Here is a 25,622-nt window from a genome sequence, read left to right as displayed (position 1 = left end):
TTTTGATTATGGAATTTTTAGTTAAAAATGATTATTTTACTCATGAATTGAAATTAAAAATTAGTGAAAGGTTAACTATTATTTATGGTTCAAATGGATCTGGAAAAACTATGATTTCAAACCATTTGAAAGATAAATATAATGCTTTTGTTTTTAATCAAGATTACATAAGTAGGAATGTTTATATTTCAAATGAGAATGGATTTGTTGATGTATCTCCTGAAAACAGGAAAGAAAGATCAAAAATATTTGTCTCTGAAACTTGTCACAAAATTGATAACAAGATTTCAGAATTAAATAATTTAAAAGAAGAAATTGACATAAAAATTGATGTTAATGATTTTTTACTTGAAAATGATGATTATAAGAATTTTGTAGAAAGTATTGATGAAAAAAATAAAATTAGTATTAATGAAAAATTAAGTTCATTGATAGATAATGAAACCAAAAAGTCTTTGGAAAGATTTAAAAAGGATATTAGTTTAGTAACTAATTATACTGAGGTTATGAAAAAATATGTGTATGCAGTAAATAAGCATAAAGAATGATTAGAATTGAAAGGGGTGTATCTAAAAACCAAGGCTTATGATGAGAGTAAGTTTAAAAATTTTGTTACTTTGAATCTTAATCAGCAAATGGTAGAAAGATTTAATGAAAAGTATAAGTATTGAAATAATTATTTAAAAGGTACTATTTTTGAAATTAATAATTCACTTGATGATTACTATAATAATATACAAATGGATAATGTATTTAATGAATTAATTAAAAAATTTAAAAATGAATTAGAAAAGCATGTTAAATTGTCAGAAAGTGAATCTAAAAATATTTCTGACAATAAACATATTCATAGAATTAAGAAGTGAGTAAATGAAGGTAAGGATATCCACAAAGATATAGAAGATTTTTGCTATTATTGTAAGAATAACATGATATTAAAAAAACAAGAGATTGATGACATTCTAGATGGGATATCAAATAGTGATTTAGCTTCAAAATTGAGCTTGTTAAAAGAACTTTTACTAGATAAAATCAAGGAGATTAATGAACGAAATGTTGATTTGAAAAATTTCTTGAATGAATGTATTGGGCTTGGACATGAAAATTTAATTACAAGTAGTTGTAATATTTTAATTAAAAATATTAATGATTATCAAGATTTACTAGAATCATATCTATGTATAATAAATGAAGAAAAAAGCTTAAAAATTTTTATCAAAAAAAACAAAGTATTCAACCAAGTAGAAAATTTAGAAATTTCAACAGAACAAATAAGTATTGAGGATAATTTTGATATGATTATTGCAATGTTAATGTCAAAAAATAGAGATCTATTAATTAAAAAAATATATGATTATTACTTGTCAAATATTATAAAATTGACAATTGAGCGCATGAAGAATTACTTAGAGATTGAGAACTCAAAAATGTCTACAGATATTAAAAAAAGATATGATGAGTTAGTAAAGCAGAATATATCTCCAATCAGAAATATTAATCTATCATTAGTAAAAAGTGGTGCTAGAACAAGAGGGAAAGAAAATGTTCAATTGGAAATAAAAAACTCTAGTACAGATAAAGCTCCTTTTAATGTAATTAGTTCTGGACAAAGATCAATGCTTGCATTCATCATTTTCATTATGAGTCTAGAAAAAAAACTAAAAGTAAATAAGGACAGAGATGAAATTATTGTTATTGATGATCCTGTAGATTCTATGGATTTGTTTTCATATTTTGCTGTGACAAATATGCTCCAAGAAGTAATTAAATGTGCTCCAATAAAAGTTAAATTCATAATTTTGACCCATAATTTTGAATTTATTAATACATTATTATTTGCGTTTTTTGATAAAATTAGTCTTAAAAAGCTTGATTACTCAAAAGAGCTAATTGATTTAGAAATAAAAGATTTAGTTAATTCAGATATATCACTAATTATTGCTTTTATAGAACATTTTAATCTTACTAAGGATGTAAATTGCCATTGTTTAAATGCTTTTTATTTAATGACTACAGGTATTCTCCTAGCAAAGGTAATGGATAATTACTTTTATAGTCTAATAGAGAAAAACTTAGGAGAAAATAGAATACCAGCTGCAAAAATTTACAAAGATATTAGGGAAGTCTTAAATAATAATCGTGATAAAATTGAAGATTATGAACAAAATTTTGAACTATTTGAGTTTTATACTAGATTTAGAACAGGTGAAAAGGAAGACAAAACATCAGGTATTTTTAATTGTGATTTGTCCAATGTAAATAAGCACATAGAAAAAATGAGAGAACTCATTGAAAAATATGCTAATTTAAGTTCTGAACCAAAATTAATTAATGTAATGAAAAAATTATTATGTAAAAATATTAATGTTTCAATTAAAAATCTTAATTTTTTGCAATTTGAAATTCCCTTAAATTTAGAGTTTAGATTAGTTCAGGTAATAAAAGCTGCAAAAATAATGTATTATGCAAAAACAAGTGATGAAAAATGCGAAAACAAAACAATTAATAAAATTTCAAACCATTTTAGACACTCACCTTATTCAATGTCTAGCCCATTAATCTCATTTGATTATGATGAATTACTAAGGTTAATAGCAAATTTAAATAACTAGGTACTAGTAAAATCATTTAATTTTAAGATGCATTTAAATAAATAACCAGAATAATATGAATTAAAAGTTATAGTAATATTGAAATTGATCTATCCATTTAATGTGCTATGGATGTTATTATAGTAAAAAATATAGAAAATAATTCTGGATAAATATAATTAAACACCTGAGAAGCAAGTGATTAGTATAAAAAGCAATAAACAATTTCTGCAATTAAATATAGATGCTGAACTTTGGGGAATACCTCTCATTATGCATAATTTTGTACAGAAAAGATAATCTAAGCAAGTTGTATCAGGTTAAAAAATATCAATTTTAAACAAAATATACTACAACATATTATATAAAACTGATATTTCAAAAAATTTTATTTCTGAAATTTGTTGATTAGTCAGAGTAGCAGTGCAATAATCTATTTATTAAATTAGAAATGATGAGGTAAAAAATGATTACAAAAAATTTCACATATATTGCCACTAATAAAGCAGATATTAAATTGTTTACCAGCTTATTAACTAAAGCAGTTAACTCTAACTATCTTAAAAATGAGTTACTTGATTTGAAGGTTATAACTAAGAATGAACAAATTATAAAGATTAAAACCACAGATAAATTAAATAAACAATGGATCACAGTTTACAAGCTGTTATATGTTGATTATGAAGAAATTCAAGATTATCTATTTAAATTGTGTAACTCTTTATTAGAAATTGTTATGGCAAAACTACCAAAACTAAAAACCAGCAAAGGCTATGAACTCAATGTTGATGCAATACCTTCAGGTTCACAAATATCATGTTTAAATTCTTTCATATATTATGGGTGACATGATGCCCCAGAACATAATTGAATTAGCAAAGCCACTGATTTATTGATTAGGTTTTGCCAAGGACATTTTATTTTTAATGGCAACAAAAGAAGTGCTGTGTTGATGATGACAGCATTTCTATATGAAAATCGTATATATTTACAAAAATCATATAATAATGATGAATACATTGAAAGGTGAGAGAAAATAGTTTGTGAAATTGTTGATAGCTGTGAGTATAAAAAAGTAAGGAAAAATGGTAAAATTGTACTAGAAAAGATTAATTCAAAAATTTTTTCTAGTGAAGAATTGTTTCAATATGTATATAATCATTTATATAAAGAAGCATATTTAAGTTTATTTTAGGAGGGGTCAGATATGGCAAAAAAAATAATTGAACTTACAAGAGAAGACTTTAAAACAACCTCAGCAAGTGAACTAGTTGTTGACAAAGAAAGACTTCAAGAAGCAGTAGATTTTGTTGCAAACAATAAAAATATGCAAGAACTTTTTGAAAGATTGAGTAAAAAGTAAATCTCGTTAAAGTCATTTAAATACTAACAAAATACTATATTAATTTTTAAAAGGATTTATCAGAAATGATCTAAATCCTTTTTTTGATTTTCATAGTATAGTAGGTTTTAAAACTCATAATACGTTAGTTGTTTGTGAAATTTTTGATGCTGTAATTGTGGTTTAAAAGAATTTGACTAGTAAAAGAGAATTCAAAAACTATTTCTAGCAAAGAATTGCTTCAATGTGTATATAATCATTTATATAAAGAAGCATATTTGAGATTATTTTAGGAGGTTTAAAATATGGACAAAAAAATAAAAGTATTTACAAGAGAAGACTTTGAAACAACTTCAGCAAGCGAATTGGTTGTTGATAGAAAAAGTCTTCAAGAAGCAGTAGATTTTGTTGTAAACAATAAAAATATGAAAGAACTATTTGAAAGATTGAGTAAAAAGTAATTATTGATAAGGTTTATTAGAAATTATCTAATAAACCTTGTTTTTCTTACAAGAAACACATATTTTGGTAATAATTCTAAATATTCGTAGTATTATGTATAATATTTTTGCAGACAAAAATTTTAAAAATTACAGGAGAATATAGAAAAATGGCAAATAAATTGATAAAAAATTTCTCAGTTTTTACAATATCATTAATGCTAGTAATTTTTGTATTTACATTTATTGGATTTAACTATTCAACTTATGTTTATGACACATATACAGAAAAATTAGAAAAATATGGGGATATCTATTTAGATTCAATTGAAACAATTAAATATACATATGATTATTTTTGGGTAGGAAGTTCAGATTTTGAAATTATTAAAATTCCAACAACTTTATACATCTCATTTATTGTAATTGCAGTCTTTGTGAGCTTGCAAGTTGTACTAGTTTCATCATTGTTATTGCGTTTTAAAAATAAAAGAGTCTATATTTTATTAAAAATGCTTAACTTATTTATAACAGCAATTATCATAACTTTTGTGTTTGTTGTTCTATTTAATTACATAAATGATATTAGTAAAGTTAAAAAAGCACTAGAAAACATGACTCGTGGTGAACAGTATTATGAAATTGAGGAAAAATTCAGAATTACTATAGCTACTAAAACCTACATTTCTTTTGCATTGTTATTTACTGTAGTGATTGCTTCAGCAATTGCCACAGTTTCAAATAATTCATGTATCAACTCAATCATTGATAAAATTTTTGGTGGTAAAAAACCTGTTGATCTAAATGAAAATAAATTTGCAAACAGATCAGAATTATAAAAAATGACTTCAAAACAAAACTTTTAGATACTCTACAACCAGTACTTATAATGAAGATACTGGTTTTTTATTAAAGTTTTGTCATAGTTGTTTGTAAAGTTTGGTGATTTGTGAAATTGACAAAAGAAAGAAGTAATTGTATTATAAACAAGAGGTAAGAGAAATGACAGAAATTGAAAAATTATTAGAATTAAATTACACTGAATGTTGTGATTACTTAATAAAAAAATATGACTCAGTGCCTGGAGATTATTTTTTAGATGAAGAATGCACTAAAAAGAACACAAAAATCACCAGAGGAAAAGAGGGTTTATATATTCATCATATGGATGAGGACAAAGCAATTTTGTTATCAACTCCAGATTGAGCTAGAAAAAATTTATTTAGCTATCAAACAGCTGATAGGCTAGTTTATTGCAATCTTTTAGAACACTTGGTTTTACATATTAAAATCTTTGAGTTTCCAAATGCTGATAAAAATCCTGGTGAAAATGTTGGAGTCGGGGGAATCTATGACTTTATATTCCCAGAACTAAATGATATTTATTCAGGCATCCAGTATAAACAACCATGAAAGCAAAAAGTAGTAGAACTTGTTTTGCCACTAAAAGATGATTACTTAAAGTGTATTAAAAAGTTAGTTGATTTGGATTTTAATTATCCACTATTAACTTCATTTGTGTTTAATGAAAGAGCTGGAATTTGAAATAAAAAAAATAATCAAAAACTTTTTGATGAATTTACTAAATTAGGAGTAAAAAGATAAAGCCAACAATTTTTGATAATACTTGATTAATTTTGTTTTAAAAAATACAATAATGGGAATAAATAGGTAATAAATCATGAATAAAAAAATCAGAGAAAGAATAGTGTTGTTAAGTAGAAACCCAAATGACAGTGTTGAAAAAGCAATTGCCAAGTATGTTTTGTTAAATTATGACAAAGGCTGTTTTAGAAAACTAAGAGAAGTTGCTGATGAATGCCATGTTTCTGAATCAACAGTCACAAAATTCTCAATGAAATTGGGATTTAGTGGATATCGAGAGTTTATCTTTGCTCTTAAAACTGAAAAAGAAGAATATAACCAAAGAACAATTGTAAATACAAGTGACACTAGCTTTTTGAGAGAAATAATATTAGACTTTGATGTTCAATTGAATAATAATATGTTATTTATCAATGAATTGTGCAGCAAAATTAGTAAGTGTAAAAAAATTTACTTATTTTCATCATATGAAAGTAATGATGCTGCAAAATACTTTCAAGACATTATGATGAATCAAGATATTGAAGTCTATTTCACAGAAATTAGACCAATTTCAACAAAAATAATTCAAAATATTGGTACTGAGATTCCAATTTTGTTATTGCTAAATGGAGTTGACAACCAGTTCTTAATAGATCACCTAGAGGTGGTTGACAAAAAGATCCTTTTAAATAACCTTTTTATCATTACTTCAGAATCTCAGCAAGATAAAATCAAAAATTTTCACAGTAAGTTTGTGATTGGTTCAAGCAAATATTTTGCCTACATGTTTCGAAGATTATTTTTTGATTATTTGTTTATCTTTTTATATACTAAATTAAGTGATAATCTACTTTCCAATTAGGAAAGTAGATTTTTTATTTTAAAACCTTATAAACAAAGAGTCTTTTAATATTAAAATAGTTCTAAATACGACTTACCATATGGAAAAAAGTTGTAATAAAGGTCCAAATAAATATAATCAAAACAGGAGGAAAAAGTATGAATGCTATTATTGATGGGCAAATATTTTTAAATGATTTTTACGGAATATTAACTTTAATTCCAATAGTCATTTATAGTTTGACAGTTATATCAATTCAAGTTATGGAGAAGGTATATAAAAAATATTTGCTGAGAAAAAGATTAATACTAGTTGCAATTCGAGTTTTTTGTTCAATTGTTGCCATTATTTTGCTAATCTTAGCACTGATGTTATAGGAGGAAAAAATGGCAATTAATTTTGAAGAAATTTCATTTCAAATCATAACTTTTGCAGGAGAAGCAAAAAGCAAAGCTTTTGCAGCAATCAATTCTGCAGAGAGCAATCAATTTGCAGCAGCTTGGCAAGAAATCGATTTAGCTTATAAAGCAATTATTGCTGCTGAAAAAGTTCACCTTGAAGTTATTCAACAAGAAGCACAAGGAGTTAAACATGAATTCAGTGTTTTATTTATGCATGCTGAAGATCAAATGTTAACTTCTCAAAGTACAATTGATTTTGCAGAAAGATTTATTAATATTTATAAATTAATAAATGACAAATGCAACAACAAAACAAACAATAAATAAAGTTATACCTAAAAGACTTGATATTAAAATTAAATATTTATATCAATGTTTATGGTTGTGTCTAATTTTTGTTTGGAATCGACAATAAAGTCAAACTATAAAAGGTATCGCTAAAAAGATTCCTCCAACAATTACAAGGGCATTAAACATACTCTACCTCCACTAATACAAATATTTTATAGTAAAAAATAAGAAAGGTAAAAAACAATGTTAAAATTTCCTAAAAATTTTAAGTTTGGTGCAGCTATCAGTGCAATGCAAACTGAAGGAAAAGGTACAACAGAAATTGGTAAGTTAGCTTTTGATAAATTTTATGAATTAGATCCGCAAAAGTTTTATGACCAAATTGGTCCAAGTGTAACTAGTGACTTTATGAGACACTACAAACAAGATTTAAAAATGTTAGCAGATATTAAAGTTGAATCAATTAGAACAGGTTTTTCTTGAGCAAGATTATTTCCTGATGGAGATAAACTAAATACCCAAGCTGTAAAATTCTATCATGATTTAATTGCTGAAATGAAAAAAAATAATATTCAAGTTATCATGACTTTATTTCATTTTGATATGCCACTTTGAGCACAAGACCTTGGTGCTTGAGAATCAAAAGTAGTACTTGAAAAATTTAAAAACTATTGTGAGTTTGTTTTTGATGAGTATGGAGGTGAAGTAGAATTATTTGTAACTTTCAATGAACCACTTGTCCCGGTGTTTGGAGGTTACTTAGGAGATTGACACTATCCTGGTGTCAATGATGTCCATGCTGCAATCAATCAAACTTGAGGAATCTTTTTAGCTCATGCAAGAGCTGTACAAATTTTTAAACAAAAAAATATCAAAACAAGTCAAATTGGAGTTGTTTATAACTGAAACATTAGTTATCCAGAAAATGATTCACCAGAAAATAAAATTGCAGCAGCAATTCATGATGCTTATGTTAACACTGGTCCCATGAAGATTATGGTAAATGGAGAAATTAGTGAACTGTTAGTTTCAACTTTAAAAGAATACAACTGTTTACCAAAAACTACACCAGAAGAAATTGAGTTAGTCAAAGCTACAAAAGTTGATTTCTTGGGAATTAATTATTACTTTCCAAATAGAGTCAGAGCAAAACCTAATCCTTAAGCCAGATTTGCATTAGATAACATTGAACAATTTATTCCAGCTGATGCAAAAATGAATATCTATCGAGGTTGAGAAATTTACCCAACTGCACTTTATGATATTGGAATGTACATCAAAAATAATTTGAATAACATTCCTTGATACATTGCTGAAAATGGAATGGGTGTTGAAAACGAAAAAAGATTTGTTGATGACTCAGGAATCATTCAAGACGATTATCGCATTGAATTTTATAATGATCACTTAACTGCTTTAAAAAAAGCAATTGATGAAGGCAGCAATTGTTTTGGTTATCATGTTTGAGCTGCAATTGATTGTTGAAGTTTTAGAAATGCTTATAAAAATAGATATGGTTTGCTTGGGGTTAACTTAGAAGACCAATCACGTTTTTATAAAAAATCATCTTTTTGATATAAGCAATTAATAGAAAGTAGGGAGTAAAATGGAAAACAAAGAAGAAAAATTCAGTCCTCAACGAGAAAATGTTGAGAAGTCTGAAAGTAAAGTAAAATCCTTCTTTAATAAACAAGTTATCCCATTTATGGGAAAAGTTGGTAACCAAACTCATCTTTCTGCACTGAGAGATGCCTTTGGTACAATGGTTCCATTGCTTGTTGCTGGATCAATGGGTCTACTTTTAGGATTTATTGTCTTTGGTGCTGGAGGAACCGGAAAAATCTCATTGTTGGGATTATTATGTAAAGCAGCCACTGGTTGAAGTTGAGATGCTATTGACAATTTTGGAGGTGCAACAACAGGTTGAGCTAAAGTTTCTCAAATTGGGGGAGCTATGTTTGCTGTACTTTCTGATATAACAATTGGAGCTATGAGTATTTACTTTGTCTGATTGTTTGGGTATTTCATTGCTCAAACTCGAAAAGCTCCTCAACCAATTATGGTTGGATTCATTTCACTTGGTACATTTTGAGTTGTCAACATGGGTCAAATAACTTGATCTATGGGTGCACAAGGATTATTGTCTGCAATAATTTTTGGAATTGCCAGTTCAGAATTATTTATATTTTTAAGTAAAAGTGAAAAACTTAAAGTGAAACTACCAGATGGGGTTCCCCCAGCAATTGGTAAATCATTTAGTTTATTATTACCAATAATGATGACACTGGGGGTGGCTGCAATTGCAAATATTGTTGTTCTTGCTCCAGCAATTGCTTCAACTGGTTGAGCTGTAACTGCTCAACAATCAGTTGAAATTAATTCAGAAAGTTTCATGACTGCTTGAACTAGTGAAGTTAACTTTGATGCTTTAATTGCAAAAGAAGAATGAAGTTCATACTCATCAGTTTTAACAGAAATGAAAAATCTGTGAGGATCTGAGAATCTTCAAAACTAGATTGATTGATTTGAAAAATTAAGTGATGAAAACAAAAGTGTTGTATCAAACTTTAGTTTAATTGAAATCTTTGGAAAAGATATTCAAGCCGAATTTTTAAATAAATATGCCAACACTAGAATGGTAATTATTGATCAAGAACTTATGGGTGTATTTTCATATCAAGGTATTGTCATTGGTAGTGACAAATTTGGTTTAGGTCAAGCCATCTTTAAATTTTTTTCAAGTTGATTTATTGGTATGGCTATGAGTGATGCTGGATTAGGTTTAGCAATTATCAGTATCTTCTTTGCTCAATTCTTCTGATTCTTTGGAGTTCATGGGGCTAATGTTATGGCTGCCATCTTTGATCCAATCTTCTTTATGGTAACTGCTATTAACATTGCTTTGTACTCTACTTTGGGAATTGAAGCTGCAATTGCTACAGGAGAAATGGGCTATTGAGGTGCCAACTGAAGTAAATGATTTATTGACATTGGAGGAAGTGGGGGAACACTTTCACTAATTGCAGCTACATTTATTTTCTCAAGAAGAAGAGAATATAAAGAGCTTTCAAAATATGCAACCCCACCAGGATTATTTGGAATTAATGAACCTGTTATCTTTGGATGACCACTAGTTTTAAATGGAATCTATGCAGTACCATTTATTTTAGGACCACTACTTTCAATCTTCCCATACTATATTTTCGGGCCAGTCTTGAAAGTAATTAATCCACCAGTTATTATTTTACCTTGAACTACTCCATCAATTTTAGGAGCAGTGCTTGCAAACTTAGATTGAAAATCAATCATTCCATTCTTCATTTGTTTTGGAATTCAGTTTGCCTTATGAGTACCATTTATCTTTATAGATAATAAAAACCACTTCAAAAAATTAAAACTTTCAAATCCAGAAAAATATGAACTGGAAATGAAATATTTAAAAGATAAAGATTACAGAATGTCTGTTAAAGCAGAAATTAAAGCTAAAAACTTAGCAAGAAAAGAAAAAGCAAAAGCAAGAAAACTTGCAGCTGCTAAGAAAAAAGATGATTAAAAATGGATGTAAATAAATATAAAAATCCAGTTGTTAATTCAGAGCAAGAACTCTTTTCTTTAAATCAGCAATTTACTGAAAAACACCAACAACTTGAAGTGCGCTTATTCAATTCAAATTTAAGTGAAAAAACTAGATTCATTTTTTGAAGCTATAAAAAGACAATTAAATATCAGCAAACTGATTTAATTGTAAAGTTTTTCAAAGCAACTTTAAAAGATTTAAATAGCAATATAAATTTAAGTGATGTTTATGATGGTTGTTACATTAAAGGTGGAACAAAAAATAAAGGTAGAACTGCAAAAATTGAAAAAATAGACTTAAGTCAGGGTATCTTACACATGAAATGAATTGCTCAAGATGCATTAGTTGAGAGAGAAGTTAAAGTAAAACCATCCTTTTTCAAAGGAAAACAAAATATTATTGTTCATGAAAAAACAACTGGTACCAAATCTTTACAAGGTTTACAAGGAATGTTTTTAAAAAATGATTATGTTAAACAAAGGGTAATTAACCTACAGATTGGTTTATTAAATTTTGAAATAGAGATCAATCCCGAGTTAGAAATTAAAAATAAAAGTAAAATCAATACTTTAAAGAAAATATTGGAGAAATAAAATATGTCAAAAATTACTATTATCAAGGGTAATTATGCTGGGTATAAAATTAAAATAGATAACACTCTAGCCCAACAGTTACCCTCACTAGATTTAGCAAAAGAAAGGGCAAAAACACTTGCTCAAAAATATAACCAAACTAGCATCGAAATATTTGATGAAGATCAAGAATTAATTGAAAACTATATTTTATAAAGGAGATTAAATAGATGAAATTATTATTAGCATGTGCTGCTGGGATGTCAACTTCAATATTAGTGAAGAAAATTAATGATGCAGCTCTTGATGAAGGAATTGAAATAGCAGTTCAAGCAGTCCCAGTAACTGAAGCATTAGAAATTGGAAATGCTTGAGATGTAGTTTTGCTCGGACCTCAGGTTGCATTTAAACTAAAGCAATTTCAAGAAACACTTAATGTTCCAGTTGCAGTAATTCCAAGTATGGATTATGCTCGAGGAGATGGTGAAGCTGTTTTAGAATTTGCTCATGAGATGTACAATGATTCAAAATAAATCACAAATTTTATATTTTTGTAAACTGAGTTTGAAAGGGTGTCAAGATTGATTGTTGAAATAATTGGTTGAATCTCTGCTGGTCTGACAGCGATTTATTTAATACCTCAAATTATTAGAATTATAAAAACCAAAAATACTAGTGATATTTCATTTTATTCATTAGCAATCTTGTTGTCAGCCTCAGTATTATGAACAATTTATGGTATTTTATTAAATACCATTCAAGTTTATATGACAAATATTTCACAAGCCAGTTTAGTTATTATGATCTTAACTTTTAAAATTGTCAATACTATTAAGGCAAATAAAAGTCAGGCACCTGAAGTTGCAAGTTAGAAAAGAAATTCTCAATGTTTTTAGGGATTGAATTATTGTGACTTAAAGCATTCTTGTTTGTTATTCATAAAAGTTACTAACATTAAGGTAATTTTTGTGAAAAGAAACTTTAAAATTACTTACATCAAATAAGGTATTCAAATTTTTAGTTTTAGATAAACTAATTATTTAGATGAATGCCTTTTTTAATTTTTAGAGTCTTTTTATGTGTTTGGACTTTAATCTTTGTTTCACTCTTCAATGATTTTGTTTCCTATTTTAATTAAATTATTTGCAATGTTTTCAAGTCTGTTAAAAATTTCAGTAAAAATTAAGTCTGCTAAAATCAACTGAGAAATTTTTGAACTAATTGCTGTAATTCTATTTTTTTGTTCAAATACTGCAAATGAAATAAAATAGTTAATTTTATCTTTTAGTGGATATTTTTTATTTGAAGTCATAACACATAAGGGTACTTTTAAATCTAGACACTTTTTAATTAAAAAGTTAAGCTCTTTTGCATTTAAGGATTTTGAAAAAACTATCACTAAATCATCATCAGTTAACTTAGTTAAGTTTAATAATTGCATATGAAAATCATTATTCATCATGATATCAAAACCAATTTTTTCTAAATTAGAACCTAACTCATTGCAGGCATTTCAACTTGAACCAATTCCAAATAATTGAATTTTTTTTGAAGTAATGATTTTATGAATTAAAGCAGAGATTTTTGTTAAATCTAATCCATTTAAGGTTTCCTTAATTGAATGAGTGTGAAAAACTTTGAGATTATTAATAACAGCCTCAATTGCTTTATCATTTAAAACTTCTGTAGTTTGTTTTAAACTAGCCAGTTTATTTGAAACCGCAATTTGAAATGACTTTAAACTTTTAAAACCCAATTTTTTATACAATCTTGTCACTGTTGAGTTAGAAACATTAGCTTGTTTTGAAATATCCCCAATATTATTGGCAATGAAAAAATGAGGATCTGTATTTATAAAATCCACAAGATATTTTTCTGAGTTAGTTAATTGTTGGATACTTTCCACATATTCTATGACAAACATTTTCATAATCACCATTAAGATTATACATCAATGGAAATTATTAACATAATATAATTTATTTTAAAAAATTTCCTTTTTTAAATCATAATATAAGTGGAAAGGAGACATATGATAAATAAATTTAAAAATAAATTAATCATTTCATGTCAAGCAATTGATGATGAGCCTTTAAATGATGCTTATATTATGAGTAAAATGGCTTATGCCTGTCAATTGGGTGGGGCAGAAATTTTAAGATTAAGTCAAGCAGAGCATATTAAAGAGGCAAAAAAACTAATTAATGTGCCAGTAATTGGTTTAATTAAAGAACATTATGTGGATTCAGAAGTTTTTATCACACCAACAATGACAGAAGTAGACACTCTTGTGGCACTTGGGGTTGAAATTATTGCACTTGATGCAACTTTAAGATCTCGTCCAGACCAAGAATCTTTAGAACAATTCTTTAAAAAAATTAAAACAGTTTATCCAAACCAAGTACTAATGGCAGATTGTAGTTCCCTTGAAGACATGGTTTTTGCAGAAAAACTTGGGTTTGACTTAATTGCCACAACTCTAAGAGGATATACAAAAGAAACTGTTAATGAAAGTAATGTTGATAAAAATTATGAATTTATCAAAAGTGCCCAAAAAGTTTTAAAAACACCATTAATTGTCGAAGGGGGCATTTGAGAAATTAATGATGCCAAAGCAATTTTAAAATTAGGGGTTCATGCTGTTGTGGTTGGAAGCGTCATCACAAGGCCTCAACAAATTGTTAAACATTGATTAAAAAAAATTTACGAATAAAGAAAGGAGAGAAAACATGACTAAACAAAATACTACTAGTTTTAAAAGCCAAATAATGGAATTTTTACAAAAATTCGGGAGAGGGTTAATGTTACCAATCAGTATTTTACCATTTGCTGGATTATTACTAGGAATTGGGGGAGCAATTGGAAGCAACATTCATTCTGAAGCCGGAGTGGTAATTGCAGGAATATTTAATGGAATGAGCAATGTTATTTTTTCTAATTTACCATTTTTGTTCTGCATTGCTGTTGTCATTACTTTTACTGGAGAATCAGGAAGTGCAGCCTTGATGGGAATTATTGGTTATTTAGTGTTCACTTCATCTCAAACTGTTTTTATTAATTTTGATGAGACTGGTGGATTTAAAAATATCTTTTGGTTTCATAACCAATCAGGATTATCTTCATTGGTAGGATATAACTTGGGAATAAGATCTTTGCAAACTTCATTATTTGGGGGAATCTTAATTGGCTTTCTAGTAGCTTGAATTTACAATAAATTTAAATATATTCAACTGCCCAACCTAATTAGTTTCTTTTCAGGAACAAGATTTCTACCATTTTTAATAATCCCAGCAGCATTCACCACAGCATTAGGATTTTTAATTTTTTGACCATGGGTTGGATTGGCAATTTATTGACTTGGTTCAAAAGCAATGTTAGCACCAGTTGGTGTGGATGGTTTGATTTATGGGATTTTTACTAGAGCCCTAATGCCATTTGGTTTACACCAAATTGTCATAGCTGTAGCATACCAAACACCATTTGGAGGTAGTTTAAGTTTGGACCAACTATCAAGTGTGTCAAACATTAGTGAAGTTGACAGAGAAATATTGTTGACTGCTTTTACAAGTTTTTCAAATGGAGCGTTTGTAATTGAAGGTGATCAAAACCTGTGAAACTTTATTAACTCAATTCCTTTAAACAGAATTGATGGGATACCAATCTTTGATTGATTTCACAAAAATTTAAACATTTATGCTGGTCGTTTTACCCAAGATTATCCAACATACTTAGGTTTATGTGTTGGAATTGGACTTGCTCTAATCTTAACTGCTGATAAAGACAAAAGAAAAGTAACAGCATCAGTTATTGGAAGTGCAATGGTGGTGGCCTTTTTAACAGGAATCACTGAACCACTAGAATTTACTTTCTTGTTTGTAACACCAGTATTATATTATGCAGTTTATGTACCTTTAAGTGGGGTAAGTTACATGTTAATGCAATTGGTGGGAGCCCATGTTGGAGTTGGTTTTGCCAGAGGGTTTATTGACTTAATGATTTATGGAGCCTTACCAGTAATGAAGGGGACTAGATTTTATTGAGCCTTTGTGTTTGCACCACTTCAAGGTGGGTTAATCTTTACAATCTTTTACTTCACAATTAAAAAATGAAATTTGGCAACACCAGGAAGAAATGGTAATGAAGTTGTCTTAATTAGTAAAAAAACCTTTGAAGAACATAAAAATAAATCAAAAAAAGAAACACTTGATGAAAGCACCATAATTTACAGTCAGTCACAAGTTGTGCCACTCGTTTGAGAATTGTTCTTAAAAATGCTCAAATTGTTGACAAAGAGAAATTAAAACAACTAGGAGCCTCAGGTGTTATCTTAAGAGAAAATAATATTCAAATTATTTTTGGAGGTGAAGCTGTAGTGCTTGCTGAAAAAATCAATAATAATTGAATTAAATAAAATATAAAACTTAATCAAGTATATATTTACGAAAACTACATTATAGATTACAAAGGAACAGATGAGTGCTGGTTATTATAGGGTTTGGTTTTAAATATTTTAAAACTGATTAAGATTATAACTCGACTTTAGTAAAGTTGAGTTTTTATTTTCAATAATTTTTCAGAAGTTTTACAAGCAAATTATTTTTAAAAAATTAAAGGCAAATTTTAAAAGAGATCTTAATTGTTCGAAAATAATTATACAACTTTAACTGTCAAAAATTTAAATTTAATTATTAAATTTAAAATATTTAAACCTAAAAAATAAAAATTCGAAGAATGAAAGAAGCCAATAACTAGGTTAGAGATTTTTTTATAGTAACAAAATCTGTCCAGGTAAGCTTTTCAGAACTTATTAATTTATTTTGCAAAAAATTATAAAATTTGATTTAAAAAGAATTAATTTAAAAAAACTATTTAGTTTGAAAACCAAATTTTTATTTTTAATATTCAAAAAAAATTTGTTCACCTGATAATTAATAAAAAGTTCTACAAGAAAATATTGATAAGAATTGTAAATTTAGGTAATGTAATCTTAAAAGGAAGAAATTAAAAATTAACATGAATGAAGTAAAGGACTGAATGAAAATGACTAAGAAAATTTTTAACAATGTGTTTTTTTAATGTAAATCAAATTTTTGAGATAAACAGCTTTCGTGTAATTGGTGGGGTAACTAGTTATTTTTGTTTTGAGTGATGTCCAAAAGTAATTAGTCAAAAAAAATTTAAAGAGAAAGGACAAGTAATTTTTGAACTTACAATAATGAAAGAAGTTTATTAGAAATTAGTTTACATTAAATTTAATAAATTGGGGTATTGTAAAATTCAAAAATTAGTGACAAATAGTTGAGTAAGTTATTTTTTAAAAAATAACTTACCTTAAAAATTAAAAAGATATAAATGAGTAATATCAAAATAAGGGAGATACAAATGAATAATGATGTTATTGCTAATCTAAAGTTCTTAGATAGATATCAATCAAATAGTGAATTAATTATTTCAAAAATTAATCTTGATGATATCAAAGATACTTATTCATGCGATTCAAAATTTATTATTGAATGCAAGAGTAAAATAGATTTAAATAATTTAAATGTCGTAGATTTATACAATACTAAAAAAATTTATACTGAAGAAAATAAAGTTGTCTTTGTGATGGGACAACATGCAGTAAAAATGAAAAAAGCTTTTACTGAATATGTGACTGATAAAAAAATAGTGAATTTAAAAATGAGTTAACTACTAAAAAAACACTGAAAGAAAAATTAATGGATGGAGTGTTTGGAATTTTATTTGCCAGCATTCCAGCTGCAGTAATTTCAGGATTACTACTAGCAGTTTTAGCAATTTTTGAAATGACTGATTTAGTCAAACAAGTTGCTTTAAACTACAATGGTAACTTAGGCCAAGGAGTTAAAATGATCACAGATTATGATCTCTTTACTGGTTTAGTTTATATTATTGCCAATTTGGGAATGTCATTCATTGGGGTAATCTTTTGCTGGAATGCAGTTAGATACTTAAAAGGAAATGAGTTGATTGGAATCCTAATTGGTCTATCTTTAGCAAGTCCATGATTAATGGGTGGCTTAAATTGAAAGCTGTTTTCAATTTGGTCTTTTGATATATCAATTAAATCATATGGTACTTCAATGCTTGTTCAAGTTATTGCTGGAATTGGTTATGTTTACCTAGATCGTTGAATTAAAACTTGAATGCCTGAAGCAGTTGACGGGCTGTTTCGACCAGCACTTGGTTTTGCTCTGACAACTGTAATAATGTTTATTGTGTTTGCACCGTTTCTATCAATTTTAGAAACATTAATAGTTCAACTATTAAACCAAATCCAAAAAATTCCTTATGGAATTAGTGAAACAATCTTTTGCATAATTTGGTTTCCACTTGTAATCACTGGACTACACATTCCTTTGATGTTGGTGGTAATGCAAGCAGTTACTAGTGGAGATCCCCAATCAATTAACTGATTAATTTCAATGCTTTCAATCATTGGAAGTGGGATCACAATTGCAATTTTAATTAAAACCAGAAACCTTTCATTAAAAACAACAGCACTAGCAATTTTTGTGCCAGGGTTAATTGGGATCATTGAACCATTCTTATATGGATTGTTCTTTACCAAGAAAAAAATCTATTTAACTACAACTTTTAGTGCAGCTGTAGTGGGATTCTTGTGTGGAATCACAAAAGTAAAATCACATACAATTGGTGGGGGTGGTTTCATGTCAATCATCCAAGTAATTTCAGGAAAAAATGTGACAGAAATTACAATGGCATCAATTATTCTTGCAGTGGCTTTCATCCTACCATTAGTTTTAGGATTCATTTTTATTAATGAGTTTCAATCTCGTAAAGTTGAAACTAAAAAAACCAATCATCAATTAACAAAATTTATGAAAAAGAATAATTTTGATCAAGCCTTCATTAAAAAACAAACAGATTTAATGAAGTTAATTGGTGAATTATTTAAAGACAAAGCTTTTGGAGCATATGATAAATACATCAAATACAAAATGACTTTGGAATTTAAAAAGGATAAAAAAATAGCTAGTCAAGATAAACAACTAATAAAAATTGCAAATAAAATTAAAAAGTTAGCAAGTAAATCAAAAGATTATGAAAACTTAATTCAAAAATACGAGGCTATAAAATTAAGAAATGATGCTGACTTAATTGCTTTAAGAATTCAAAAACTAGATTTTGATAGTAAACCATTAGAAAATAAAATCAAAAGCATTTATCAAAAAATAAGTAAAGTTGAAACTCAAATTACTTCAGCAATTTTAAATCAAAATGGAGTTAACAGCTTTGTTACTGACTACTTTGACAATCTTTATTTTAATAGTTTGAATAGTGAAGAAATTTTCTTTGGACTTGTTGAATCAAAATATGTTGATAAAAATGTTTTAAAAAATTTTAATGCTTGCAAAATCAAAAGTGAGGTATTTGCTTAATGGACTATCCACAAAACTATTTTAAGAAAGTTTATTCAGGTTGAATTGGTAAAATTGTCGGGATTATTTTTGGTACACCAACTGAGATTTGAAAAAAAGAAGAAATTGCAGAAGTATTTTGTAAATTTGACAATTACTTAGTTAATTATGGCAAATATGCAGCAGATGATGATTACATGTGAGGAATGATTTTTCAAGAAAATTTAAAAGCACTTTCTCAAGCAAATCTTGAGACTGCAAACTTTGCTGAAGCAATTATGAATCTAGTACCTAATGGTCATGGAGTAATGTGGTGAGGTGGCAAAGATGTAGCCACTGAACATACAGCCTACATAAATTTAAATAGTGGGATTTTACCTCCAGAATCTGGGTCAAAGACAGTAAACCCAGATTGAATTACTGAACAAATTGGAGGGGAAATCTTCAATGATCATTGAGGATTGTTGAGTCCATTGAATGTGATTGAAGCTATGAAGCTAGCTAAAAAAATGGCTAGTGTAACTCATGATGGAGATGCAGTGATTGGAGCTATGTTTATGTCTGGGTGTGTCGCTCTTGCATTTGAAGATAATAGCAATATCACTACAATTGTTGAAAAAATTTGTGCACTGCTACCAACTTCACCTTATAAAGAAATGTGTACTGCTATAATTGAATTTAACAAAACTTCAAAAGTTTGAGAGGAAAACTTTGATTACATAAAAACAAATTACTTAGAAAAAGATTATCCTGGTGTTTGTCATGTCATTCCCAGTGCTGCGGTTACTTTAATTGGCTTGCTGTGCTCAGAAAATAGTTTTGATAAAGCACTTGAGTACACATTAAGAGGTGGAGAAGACACAGATAGTAATGTGGGAAATGCTGGAATGATAATGGGTGCGTTGGTTGGACTTGATGGAATTGCTGAAAAATGGATTAATCCTTTAAATGACGAAATCATATGTTCAACAGCAATGGGGCAATTGAATATTCAATATATTTCAGAACTTGCCAAAAGAACAGTGGCACTTTCAAAAAGATATTTTACTGGTGTAAAAATTAGTCAAGAAAATTCAAAATTACAATGAAATTTTGATAATAAATTTGCTAAAAAAGGTTTCAAAACCTCAGTTGGTCCAGACAAAATCTATTCAAAGAAAGTGAATTTCTGCAAGGTTTTCGAAGATGAAAAATTCTTAAGATCATACTTTTCTTTCTTAACACCAAATGACACATTTAGAACGTACTTTAATTCATTTTATTTTGCCAATGAATTTGATGATTCAAGATATGACCCTGAGATTACACCAACAATATTTAGTGGTCAAAAGATAAGCTGTGAAATTAGACAAACGCAAGCAGATTCAAGTCAACAGATTGCAGCTCAAACTTTTGTTGAAACAACAACAGGTGAAGTATATACTTCTGAGTTTAAAATTACAAGTGATGATTGAATGAAATTTGAATTTAATATCCCTAAACTAAAGGATGAACACATTTATAAAGTTGGGATACAATATAATTTTTTAGACAAAGATTTATTTTTACTAAAAAGATTTGTCAAAATTGATATTAAAAATTTTGAAATTACTGGGAAGCCTTTAATTTCACTAGATTTATCAAAAACTAGCAAAGAGGTTTGGACTACAAGACATAGCAATCCATTAGGATTTTCATCATACCAATATGGGTGGGAGATAACTGAAACTGGTCTTACCAATACTAATGATAATAAATTCAATGAGTTATATTTTGGAAGTAACAATAGTTTAGAATTTGACTATACTCTTGAGGTTGAAGTTAACCAGAATTATCATTTTGGTTTATCAGTTTTTGTAAGGGGAATTTATGATAAATTAGCCTTTATTCTTAAAGAAAATACAGTTGAAATAGTCCATTTTAAAAATTACTTAAAATCAGAGTTGCTTACAAAAGTAAACTGTACACCAATTTTAGGAAATAACAAGTTAAGAGTCACATATGTTGATGAAAAAATCAGTTTTTACTTAAATGAGCAATTACTTATTGATGCATTTGATGTCAAAGACTTTGAAATTGAGACAGATGGATCATTCTCATTGCTTGATTACAATGCAAACTCTGTGATCTTTAAACATGTTGAGATAAAATAACTCTATTTACACATCAAAAATTAATTATCAATAATGAAAGAAACAAGATTATCCATCTAAGTTTGGTATCATTAAAGTGTAGAAAGTTGTTTTCAATACTTTTTAGACAAATAAAAGGAGCATTTATGGAAGCAAAAATGATCAAAAGATATTCAATTGATAACTTCATCAAAATTGAAGAATTGAAAGATAATAGTTATCGAGTTAACAAAAAAAGAAGATTAAGGATAGTTTTTGAAACTTTACTCTTGACATTTTTATTGTTACTAGTTTTGGGTACAATTACTGGAGTTGCATACTATTTAATTTTAGAAGCTGCTGGGAAAATCCAATTGAATAAAAAGTACTATTTTGTCATTGTTTCTACTTGTTCAATTGCAATGTTTGCATTTTTGCTCCTTGCCTGAATTGTTTTTTGTGACTTGCTTTACTTTGTTTACAATGGTGGAACTTTAAAGGATGAGAATTTGGCTAGAGAAATTAACAAAATTGATTTCATAGGAATTTATAATCAAGTTTTAAAAGTTGATTACCCAGAGCAAAAGTTGGAATTTGAAAAATTTCACGTTGATACAGAGTTTGTTAAAGTTAATGAAAATCAAATTTTCCAGGCAAATGTTTACAAATTGAGATATGCAGAAGCTGAATTTCAATGTCAAATTAGTTTAGCAAAGGTTGACAATTCTTTCAAAGAAAGTCTCAGAATATTTATTTTCAAGATGATTTATGTTTGAGCAGTAATTGCAGCAGCTACTATTTTTGTGGATGCAAATGCTAAGCGACCAAATCCAAAAGTAATAAAAACTAAATCATTTCGCCGAAATTTATATAAGTTAAAACTAATAAAAAATGGTGAAATAGAACAACCTATGGAAACAAAGCATGCATTACATTTAAATAACTTTTGTTTTGGAGATTACTTTAACTATCCCCAAACAATGAATAGAATAATCAATGCAATGAAAAGAAACATTGCTGGCATCATTGAAGTTTTGACTGCAAAATAACAAGATTGCACAATAATTAATTACTATAGAAGTTATAACTTCAAAGAGAATTCTACCCAGATCATAGTATCTGGGTTTTTATTAGTTTAAATTCATCAATTACATTTTTATGATTGCTAAAGGGGGTTGCTAATGTTTAAATAATACACCTAAATTTTCTTTTTGCAATGATAAATTAAAAAAAATAAATTTAAATTATTAGCTGTGAGCATTAATTTTGACTGAAATTTGCTCGATGAATAAGGTAGGAATAGGCTAGAATCGGGTTTTTTGACAATAGTGACAATCAACAAATCTCACAGATTTTCTAAAAAAATTAAATTGTGTAAATATTCAAATTGATTTTTAAATGTTTATAATATTTTTGGAAAAACAAGTATAATAATTTTATAAGTTTACCCCGACAATTATTCATTAAGCAATTTACCATAAACTTCAGACGACAAAGAGCAACCTTATTTTAAAATTACTTTTTCAAGAAATTATTAGAAAACTTTGGAGGACAAAGATGAATTTACAAGAAACAATTGAAAAATATAAACTTAATGAGGTGGTTGATTTTAAAAGAATAGAAAAACTAGCAAACATCAAGTGGTTCACAGTTTATTCAATTTTTTCCTTAATATTCTCAAATCTACTTCTGGCATGATTTGCATACTTATTCATTCGCTTGTTTTTATATTTAGCAGGTGGTTTAGGAGGCTTAGGGTCTGAATATATACTTCTTTTTTTAATTCTGGTTGCATATCTTATTGTTGCTATTGTATTTGCCAGTTTGCTTCTGACAATTTACATTGCTAAAAACCTAATTTATGGTAAAAGATTAGATATTCATAAAAAACTCAGAAGTGAATTAAAAAAGATTGATTACAATGAAATTCTTAACCGAGTTATTGGCAAGCAGCATATTAAATTAATGCAAAATTCCACTGATGAAGACATTGTAGAGTTGTTATGGCCAGAACAAGCAGATACTTATGCATCAGAAAATAGTTTTAGGTCTCCAAAAAGAATTTATCATATTAATGGTTGCGATTACTTATATACATACTATTATAAGGGACGAAGAATTGATCCTTGAAAATTACTAATAGCAATTGGTTGTTTTGTAACTTTACTTGTATTACTTTGAGCCCCTGCACCTGAAAGTGCCTTGATAGGAAGTGGTTTTTTTACCAAACCAACCCATGCAGGAATATTGTTCTTTAAAAAAACTCAATCAAAACAAAATCTAACAAATTTAACTTTGGTAGAAACTAAATTTAGTGAGTTAAATTGTGTGGAGGTTAAAGAATTTAATAAAAGCTCTTTAGATGGTTTTGAAAAGAGATTTAAGTTAAAACGTTGAGTTTTAAAATTAGTTCAAAGTTATGAAAAAGAAGTCTCAACAATTGAAAATTTGATCACTCAAATCAACAGTTAGTAGTATGTAAACTATGGAGGAAAGTATGAATTTACAAGAAACAATTGAAAAATATAAACTTAATGAGGTGGTTGATTTTAAAAGAATAGAAAAACTGGCAAACACCAAGTGGTTCACAGTTTATTCAATTTTTTCCTTAATATTCTCAAATCTAGCATTAGCCTTGGTTGCATACTTACTTGTTCGCTTATTTTTATATTTAAGTGGTTGAGGAAACTATGACTTTGGTTATATACTTCTTATTTTAATTTTGGTTGCATATCTTATTTTTGCTACTTTATTTGCTAGTTTGCTTCTAACAATTTACATTCTTAAGAACTTAATTTATGGTAAAAGATTAGATATTCATAAAAAACTTAAAGGTGAACTAAAAAAAATTAATTACAATGAAATTTTTAATCGGGTTATTGGCAAACAACATATCAAGTTGATGCAAGTTTCCACTGACAAGGACATTGTAGAAATTTTACAACCAGAACAAGTAGAAACTTATGTATCAGAAAATAGTTTTAGATTTCCAAAAAGAATTTATTATATTAATGGTTGTAATTACTTATATACATATTATTATAAGGGACGAAGAATTGATCTTTGGAAATTACTTATAACAATTGGTTGTTTTGTAGTTTTATTAGCTACTCTAATAGAACCAATATATGTTGGAGATTCATTAACCGAAAATAATTTTTTTACCAAACCAACTTATGCAGGAATATTGTTCTTTAAAAAAACTCAATCAAAACAAAATCTAACAAATTTAACTTTGGTAGAAACTAAATTTAGTGAGTTAAATTGTGTGGAGGTTAAAGATTTTAAACAAAGTTCTTTAGATGGTTTTGAAAAGAGATTTAAGTTAAAACGTTGGATTATAAGATTAGTTCAAAGTTATGAAAAGGAAGTTTCAACAATTGAAAATTTGATCACTCAAATCAACAGTTAGTAGTGGCGACTATGGAGGAAAGTATGAATTTACAAGAAACAATTGAAAAATATAAACTTAATGAGGTGATTGACTTTAAAAGAATAGAAAAACTGGCAAACACCAAGAAATTTATAACCACAACATTTTCCATATTAATAATATCAAATATCAGTTTTTTGCTAGCATCAGGAACATTTATATGACTGTTTTTAACTATGATGGAGGATTCAACACATGACTCTTTTAGTAGATTTTTCATGGTGTTTTGCATTTATTCTGCATTTATAGGATTGTTTAATATCAATGAACCAATGATTTTTGGGTTACCAATTATGCTAAATATTGTTTGATTTATTCCATTTGTTTTACTACCAGTTCTTAATGCAGCAATAGTGTACCTAGTTATGAGTACAGGAATGGTTGATGCAACCACAATTGACAATCCTTGGACACTACCATTGTTTACTATGGCTTTCTTAAATAGTTCATTAGACTGAAAAGCAATTGTGCTGTGGTTTGCTTGTGCTGGAGTCTACTTTGTGGGATATACTCCATTTGTAAAGATAGCAGAAAAACAAGCTGCCAGATTAGAATTAGAGAAACTTGCATCTGAAAAATTAGCAACAAATCATTTGCATCATAGCAATTTTAATGTAAAAAACAAATAGAGATGAGAGATAGTGTGAAAAAAATATTACTAGCTTGTAATGCTGGGATGTCAACATCATTGTTGGTCAATAAGATGAAAGCAGCAGCCACAAAAAATTTAGCTGTTGAAATAGAAGCGGTTCCAGTTAGTGAAGCAGTTCAAATTTTAGAAGGTTGAGACTGTGTTTTACTTGGTCCACAAGTTGGTCATGAACTTGCTAAATTTAAAAGAGCTACTAGAAACTTAGACATAACTGTTGAAATTATTAGTGCTCAAAATTATGGGAGAGTTGATGGAGAAGCTGTGCTAAACCAGGCTCTATCAATAATAAAAGACTAGTTTGTCATTAACAGTTTGAACAATATTACTGGTAATTTTATCAGTAATATTGTTGGCTAGTATTTTTCTCGTAATTAAACTTGTTAATTGACTAAGTGAATCTGG

Annotated in this window: 27 protein-coding genes and 1 pseudogene; 27 read left to right on the top strand and 1 reads right to left on the bottom strand. The window is 27.8% G+C overall.

Annotation, left to right across the window (positions count from 1 at the left end; all coding sequences use genetic code 4):
- Window positions 1-8 precede the first annotated feature (8 nt).
- The 16 genes and pseudogenes from SCLAR_RS04230 to SCLAR_RS04160 all read left to right on the top strand — a co-directional run bounded on the left by SCLAR_RS04230 (window position 9) and on the right by SCLAR_RS04160 (window position 12,514).
- Window positions 9-2,612: an AAA family ATPase gene (locus tag SCLAR_RS04230; protein ID WP_100254687.1), complete on the top strand. Its 2,604-nt coding sequence runs from the start codon at window positions 9-11 to the stop codon at window positions 2,610-2,612.
- 445 nt (window positions 2,613-3,057) lie between these two features.
- A complete protein-coding gene (locus tag SCLAR_RS04225; RefSeq protein WP_100254686.1) occupies window positions 3,058-3,786 on the top strand; it encodes a hypothetical protein in 729 nt (242 codons plus the stop codon).
- Window positions 3,787-3,798: 12 nt separating this feature from the next.
- On the top strand, window positions 3,799-3,954 hold the full coding sequence (locus SCLAR_RS07060) for a hypothetical protein (protein ID WP_157795146.1): 156 nt from the start codon (window positions 3,799-3,801) through the stop codon (window positions 3,952-3,954).
- A 284-nt stretch (window positions 3,955-4,238) separates the two neighbouring features.
- Window positions 4,239-4,394 carry a hypothetical protein gene (locus tag SCLAR_RS07055; RefSeq protein WP_157795145.1) on the top strand — a complete coding sequence of 52 codons (156 nt, stop codon included), beginning with the start codon at window positions 4,239-4,241 and terminating at the stop codon, window positions 4,392-4,394.
- Window positions 4,395-4,543: 149 nt separating this feature from the next.
- Window positions 4,544-5,212, top strand: a complete 669-nt coding sequence (locus SCLAR_RS04220; RefSeq protein WP_100254685.1) for a hypothetical protein — start codon at window positions 4,544-4,546, stop codon at window positions 5,210-5,212.
- A gap of 163 nt (window positions 5,213-5,375) precedes the next feature.
- Window positions 5,376-5,978, top strand: a complete 603-nt coding sequence (locus tag SCLAR_RS04215; RefSeq protein WP_100254684.1) for an SAV1803-related protein — start codon at window positions 5,376-5,378, stop codon at window positions 5,976-5,978.
- Between the two features lie 76 nt (window positions 5,979-6,054).
- A complete protein-coding gene (locus SCLAR_RS04210) occupies window positions 6,055-6,822 on the top strand; it encodes a MurR/RpiR family transcriptional regulator (RefSeq protein WP_100254683.1) in 768 nt (255 codons plus the stop codon).
- A 137-nt stretch (window positions 6,823-6,959) separates the two neighbouring features.
- The gene (locus SCLAR_RS04205; protein WP_100254682.1) at window positions 6,960-7,178 is read left to right on the top strand and encodes a hypothetical protein; all 219 of its coding nucleotides are present in this window, start codon (window positions 6,960-6,962) and stop codon (window positions 7,176-7,178) included.
- A gap of 9 nt (window positions 7,179-7,187) precedes the next feature.
- Window positions 7,188-7,529, top strand: coding sequence for a PTS sugar transporter subunit IIA (locus SCLAR_RS04200; RefSeq protein WP_100254681.1), 342 nt, complete (start codon window positions 7,188-7,190; stop codon window positions 7,527-7,529).
- 207 nt (window positions 7,530-7,736) lie between these two features.
- Window positions 7,737-9,098: pseudogene (locus SCLAR_RS07230) on the top strand (glycoside hydrolase family 1 protein).
- 1 nt (window position 9,099) lies between these two features.
- A complete protein-coding gene (locus tag SCLAR_RS04185; RefSeq protein WP_100254679.1) occupies window positions 9,100-10,008 on the top strand; it encodes a PTS sugar transporter subunit IIC in 909 nt (302 codons plus the stop codon).
- A gap of 120 nt (window positions 10,009-10,128) precedes the next feature.
- Window positions 10,129-11,046, top strand: coding sequence for a PTS transporter subunit EIIC (locus SCLAR_RS04180; RefSeq protein ID WP_100254678.1), 918 nt, complete (start codon window positions 10,129-10,131; stop codon window positions 11,044-11,046).
- Between the two features lie 2 nt (window positions 11,047-11,048).
- Complete coding sequence (locus tag SCLAR_RS04175) at window positions 11,049-11,663, top strand: hypothetical protein (protein WP_100254677.1); 615 nt, start codon at window positions 11,049-11,051, stop codon at window positions 11,661-11,663.
- Between the two features lie 3 nt (window positions 11,664-11,666).
- The gene (locus tag SCLAR_RS04170) at window positions 11,667-11,858 is read left to right on the top strand and encodes a hypothetical protein (protein ID WP_100254676.1); all 192 of its coding nucleotides are present in this window, start codon (window positions 11,667-11,669) and stop codon (window positions 11,856-11,858) included.
- A gap of 14 nt (window positions 11,859-11,872) precedes the next feature.
- On the top strand, window positions 11,873-12,175 hold the full coding sequence (locus tag SCLAR_RS04165) for a PTS sugar transporter subunit IIB (RefSeq protein WP_100254675.1): 303 nt from the start codon (window positions 11,873-11,875) through the stop codon (window positions 12,173-12,175).
- 39 nt (window positions 12,176-12,214) lie between these two features.
- The gene (locus SCLAR_RS04160) at window positions 12,215-12,514 is read left to right on the top strand and encodes a SemiSWEET family sugar transporter (protein WP_100254674.1); all 300 of its coding nucleotides are present in this window, start codon (window positions 12,215-12,217) and stop codon (window positions 12,512-12,514) included.
- 218 nt (window positions 12,515-12,732) lie between these two features.
- Here the strand turns inward: SCLAR_RS04160 and SCLAR_RS04155 are convergent, their stop codons facing one another.
- On the bottom strand, window positions 12,733-13,566 hold the full coding sequence (locus SCLAR_RS04155) for a MurR/RpiR family transcriptional regulator (RefSeq protein ID WP_169921849.1): 834 nt from the start codon (window positions 13,564-13,566) through the stop codon (window positions 12,733-12,735).
- A gap of 108 nt (window positions 13,567-13,674) precedes the next feature.
- On the opposite strand from SCLAR_RS04155, the gene SCLAR_RS04150 reads away from it, so the two are divergent.
- From SCLAR_RS04150 to SCLAR_RS04105, 11 genes are all read left to right on the top strand, one after another.
- A complete protein-coding gene (locus tag SCLAR_RS04150) occupies window positions 13,675-14,355 on the top strand; it encodes an N-acetylmannosamine-6-phosphate 2-epimerase (RefSeq protein WP_100254672.1) in 681 nt (226 codons plus the stop codon).
- Window positions 14,356-14,371: 16 nt separating this feature from the next.
- Complete coding sequence (locus SCLAR_RS04145) at window positions 14,372-15,943, top strand: PTS transporter subunit EIIC (protein WP_211277543.1); 1,572 nt, start codon at window positions 14,372-14,374, stop codon at window positions 15,941-15,943.
- On the top strand, window positions 15,865-16,053 hold the full coding sequence (locus SCLAR_RS07355) for a PTS sugar transporter subunit IIB (protein ID WP_425319464.1): 189 nt from the start codon (window positions 15,865-15,867) through the stop codon (window positions 16,051-16,053). The genes SCLAR_RS04145 and SCLAR_RS07355 overlap by 79 nt, the downstream gene beginning before the upstream one ends.
- 971 nt (window positions 16,054-17,024) lie before the next feature.
- Window positions 17,025-17,333, top strand: coding sequence for a hypothetical protein (locus SCLAR_RS04140; protein WP_100254671.1), 309 nt, complete (start codon window positions 17,025-17,027; stop codon window positions 17,331-17,333).
- Window positions 17,334-17,362: 29 nt separating this feature from the next.
- Entirely contained in the window at window positions 17,363-19,066 is a 1,704-nt protein-coding gene (locus SCLAR_RS04135) for a PTS sugar transporter subunit IIC (protein WP_100254670.1), read from the top strand.
- The gene (locus SCLAR_RS04130) at window positions 19,066-21,177 is read left to right on the top strand and encodes an ADP-ribosylglycohydrolase family protein (protein ID WP_100254669.1); all 2,112 of its coding nucleotides are present in this window, start codon (window positions 19,066-19,068) and stop codon (window positions 21,175-21,177) included. Before SCLAR_RS04135 ends, SCLAR_RS04130 begins: the two co-directional genes overlap by 1 nt.
- A gap of 125 nt (window positions 21,178-21,302) precedes the next feature.
- A complete protein-coding gene (locus tag SCLAR_RS04125) occupies window positions 21,303-22,184 on the top strand; it encodes a hypothetical protein (RefSeq protein WP_100254668.1) in 882 nt (293 codons plus the stop codon).
- Between the two features lie 508 nt (window positions 22,185-22,692).
- Window positions 22,693-23,607: a hypothetical protein gene (locus tag SCLAR_RS04120; protein WP_100254667.1), complete on the top strand. Its 915-nt coding sequence runs from the start codon at window positions 22,693-22,695 to the stop codon at window positions 23,605-23,607.
- Between the two features lie 25 nt (window positions 23,608-23,632).
- Window positions 23,633-24,547, top strand: a complete 915-nt coding sequence (locus SCLAR_RS04115; protein ID WP_100254666.1) for a hypothetical protein — start codon at window positions 23,633-23,635, stop codon at window positions 24,545-24,547.
- 23 nt (window positions 24,548-24,570) lie between these two features.
- Complete coding sequence (locus tag SCLAR_RS04110) at window positions 24,571-25,197, top strand: PTS sugar transporter subunit IIC (protein ID WP_100254665.1); 627 nt, start codon at window positions 24,571-24,573, stop codon at window positions 25,195-25,197.
- Window positions 25,198-25,211: 14 nt separating this feature from the next.
- Window positions 25,212-25,517, top strand: a complete 306-nt coding sequence (locus SCLAR_RS04105; RefSeq protein WP_100254664.1) for a PTS sugar transporter subunit IIB — start codon at window positions 25,212-25,214, stop codon at window positions 25,515-25,517.
- The last annotated feature ends 105 nt before the right edge of the window (window positions 25,518-25,622 follow it).

The sequence above is a fragment of the Spiroplasma clarkii genome, assembly GCF_002795265.1.
In the GTDB taxonomy this organism is placed as follows: Bacteria; Bacillota_I; Bacilli_A; order Mycoplasmatales; family Mycoplasmataceae; genus Spiroplasma_A; species Spiroplasma_A clarkii.
Note: the sequence above shows the minus strand (reverse complement) of the source record. Positions and strands in the feature narration are given on the sequence as shown.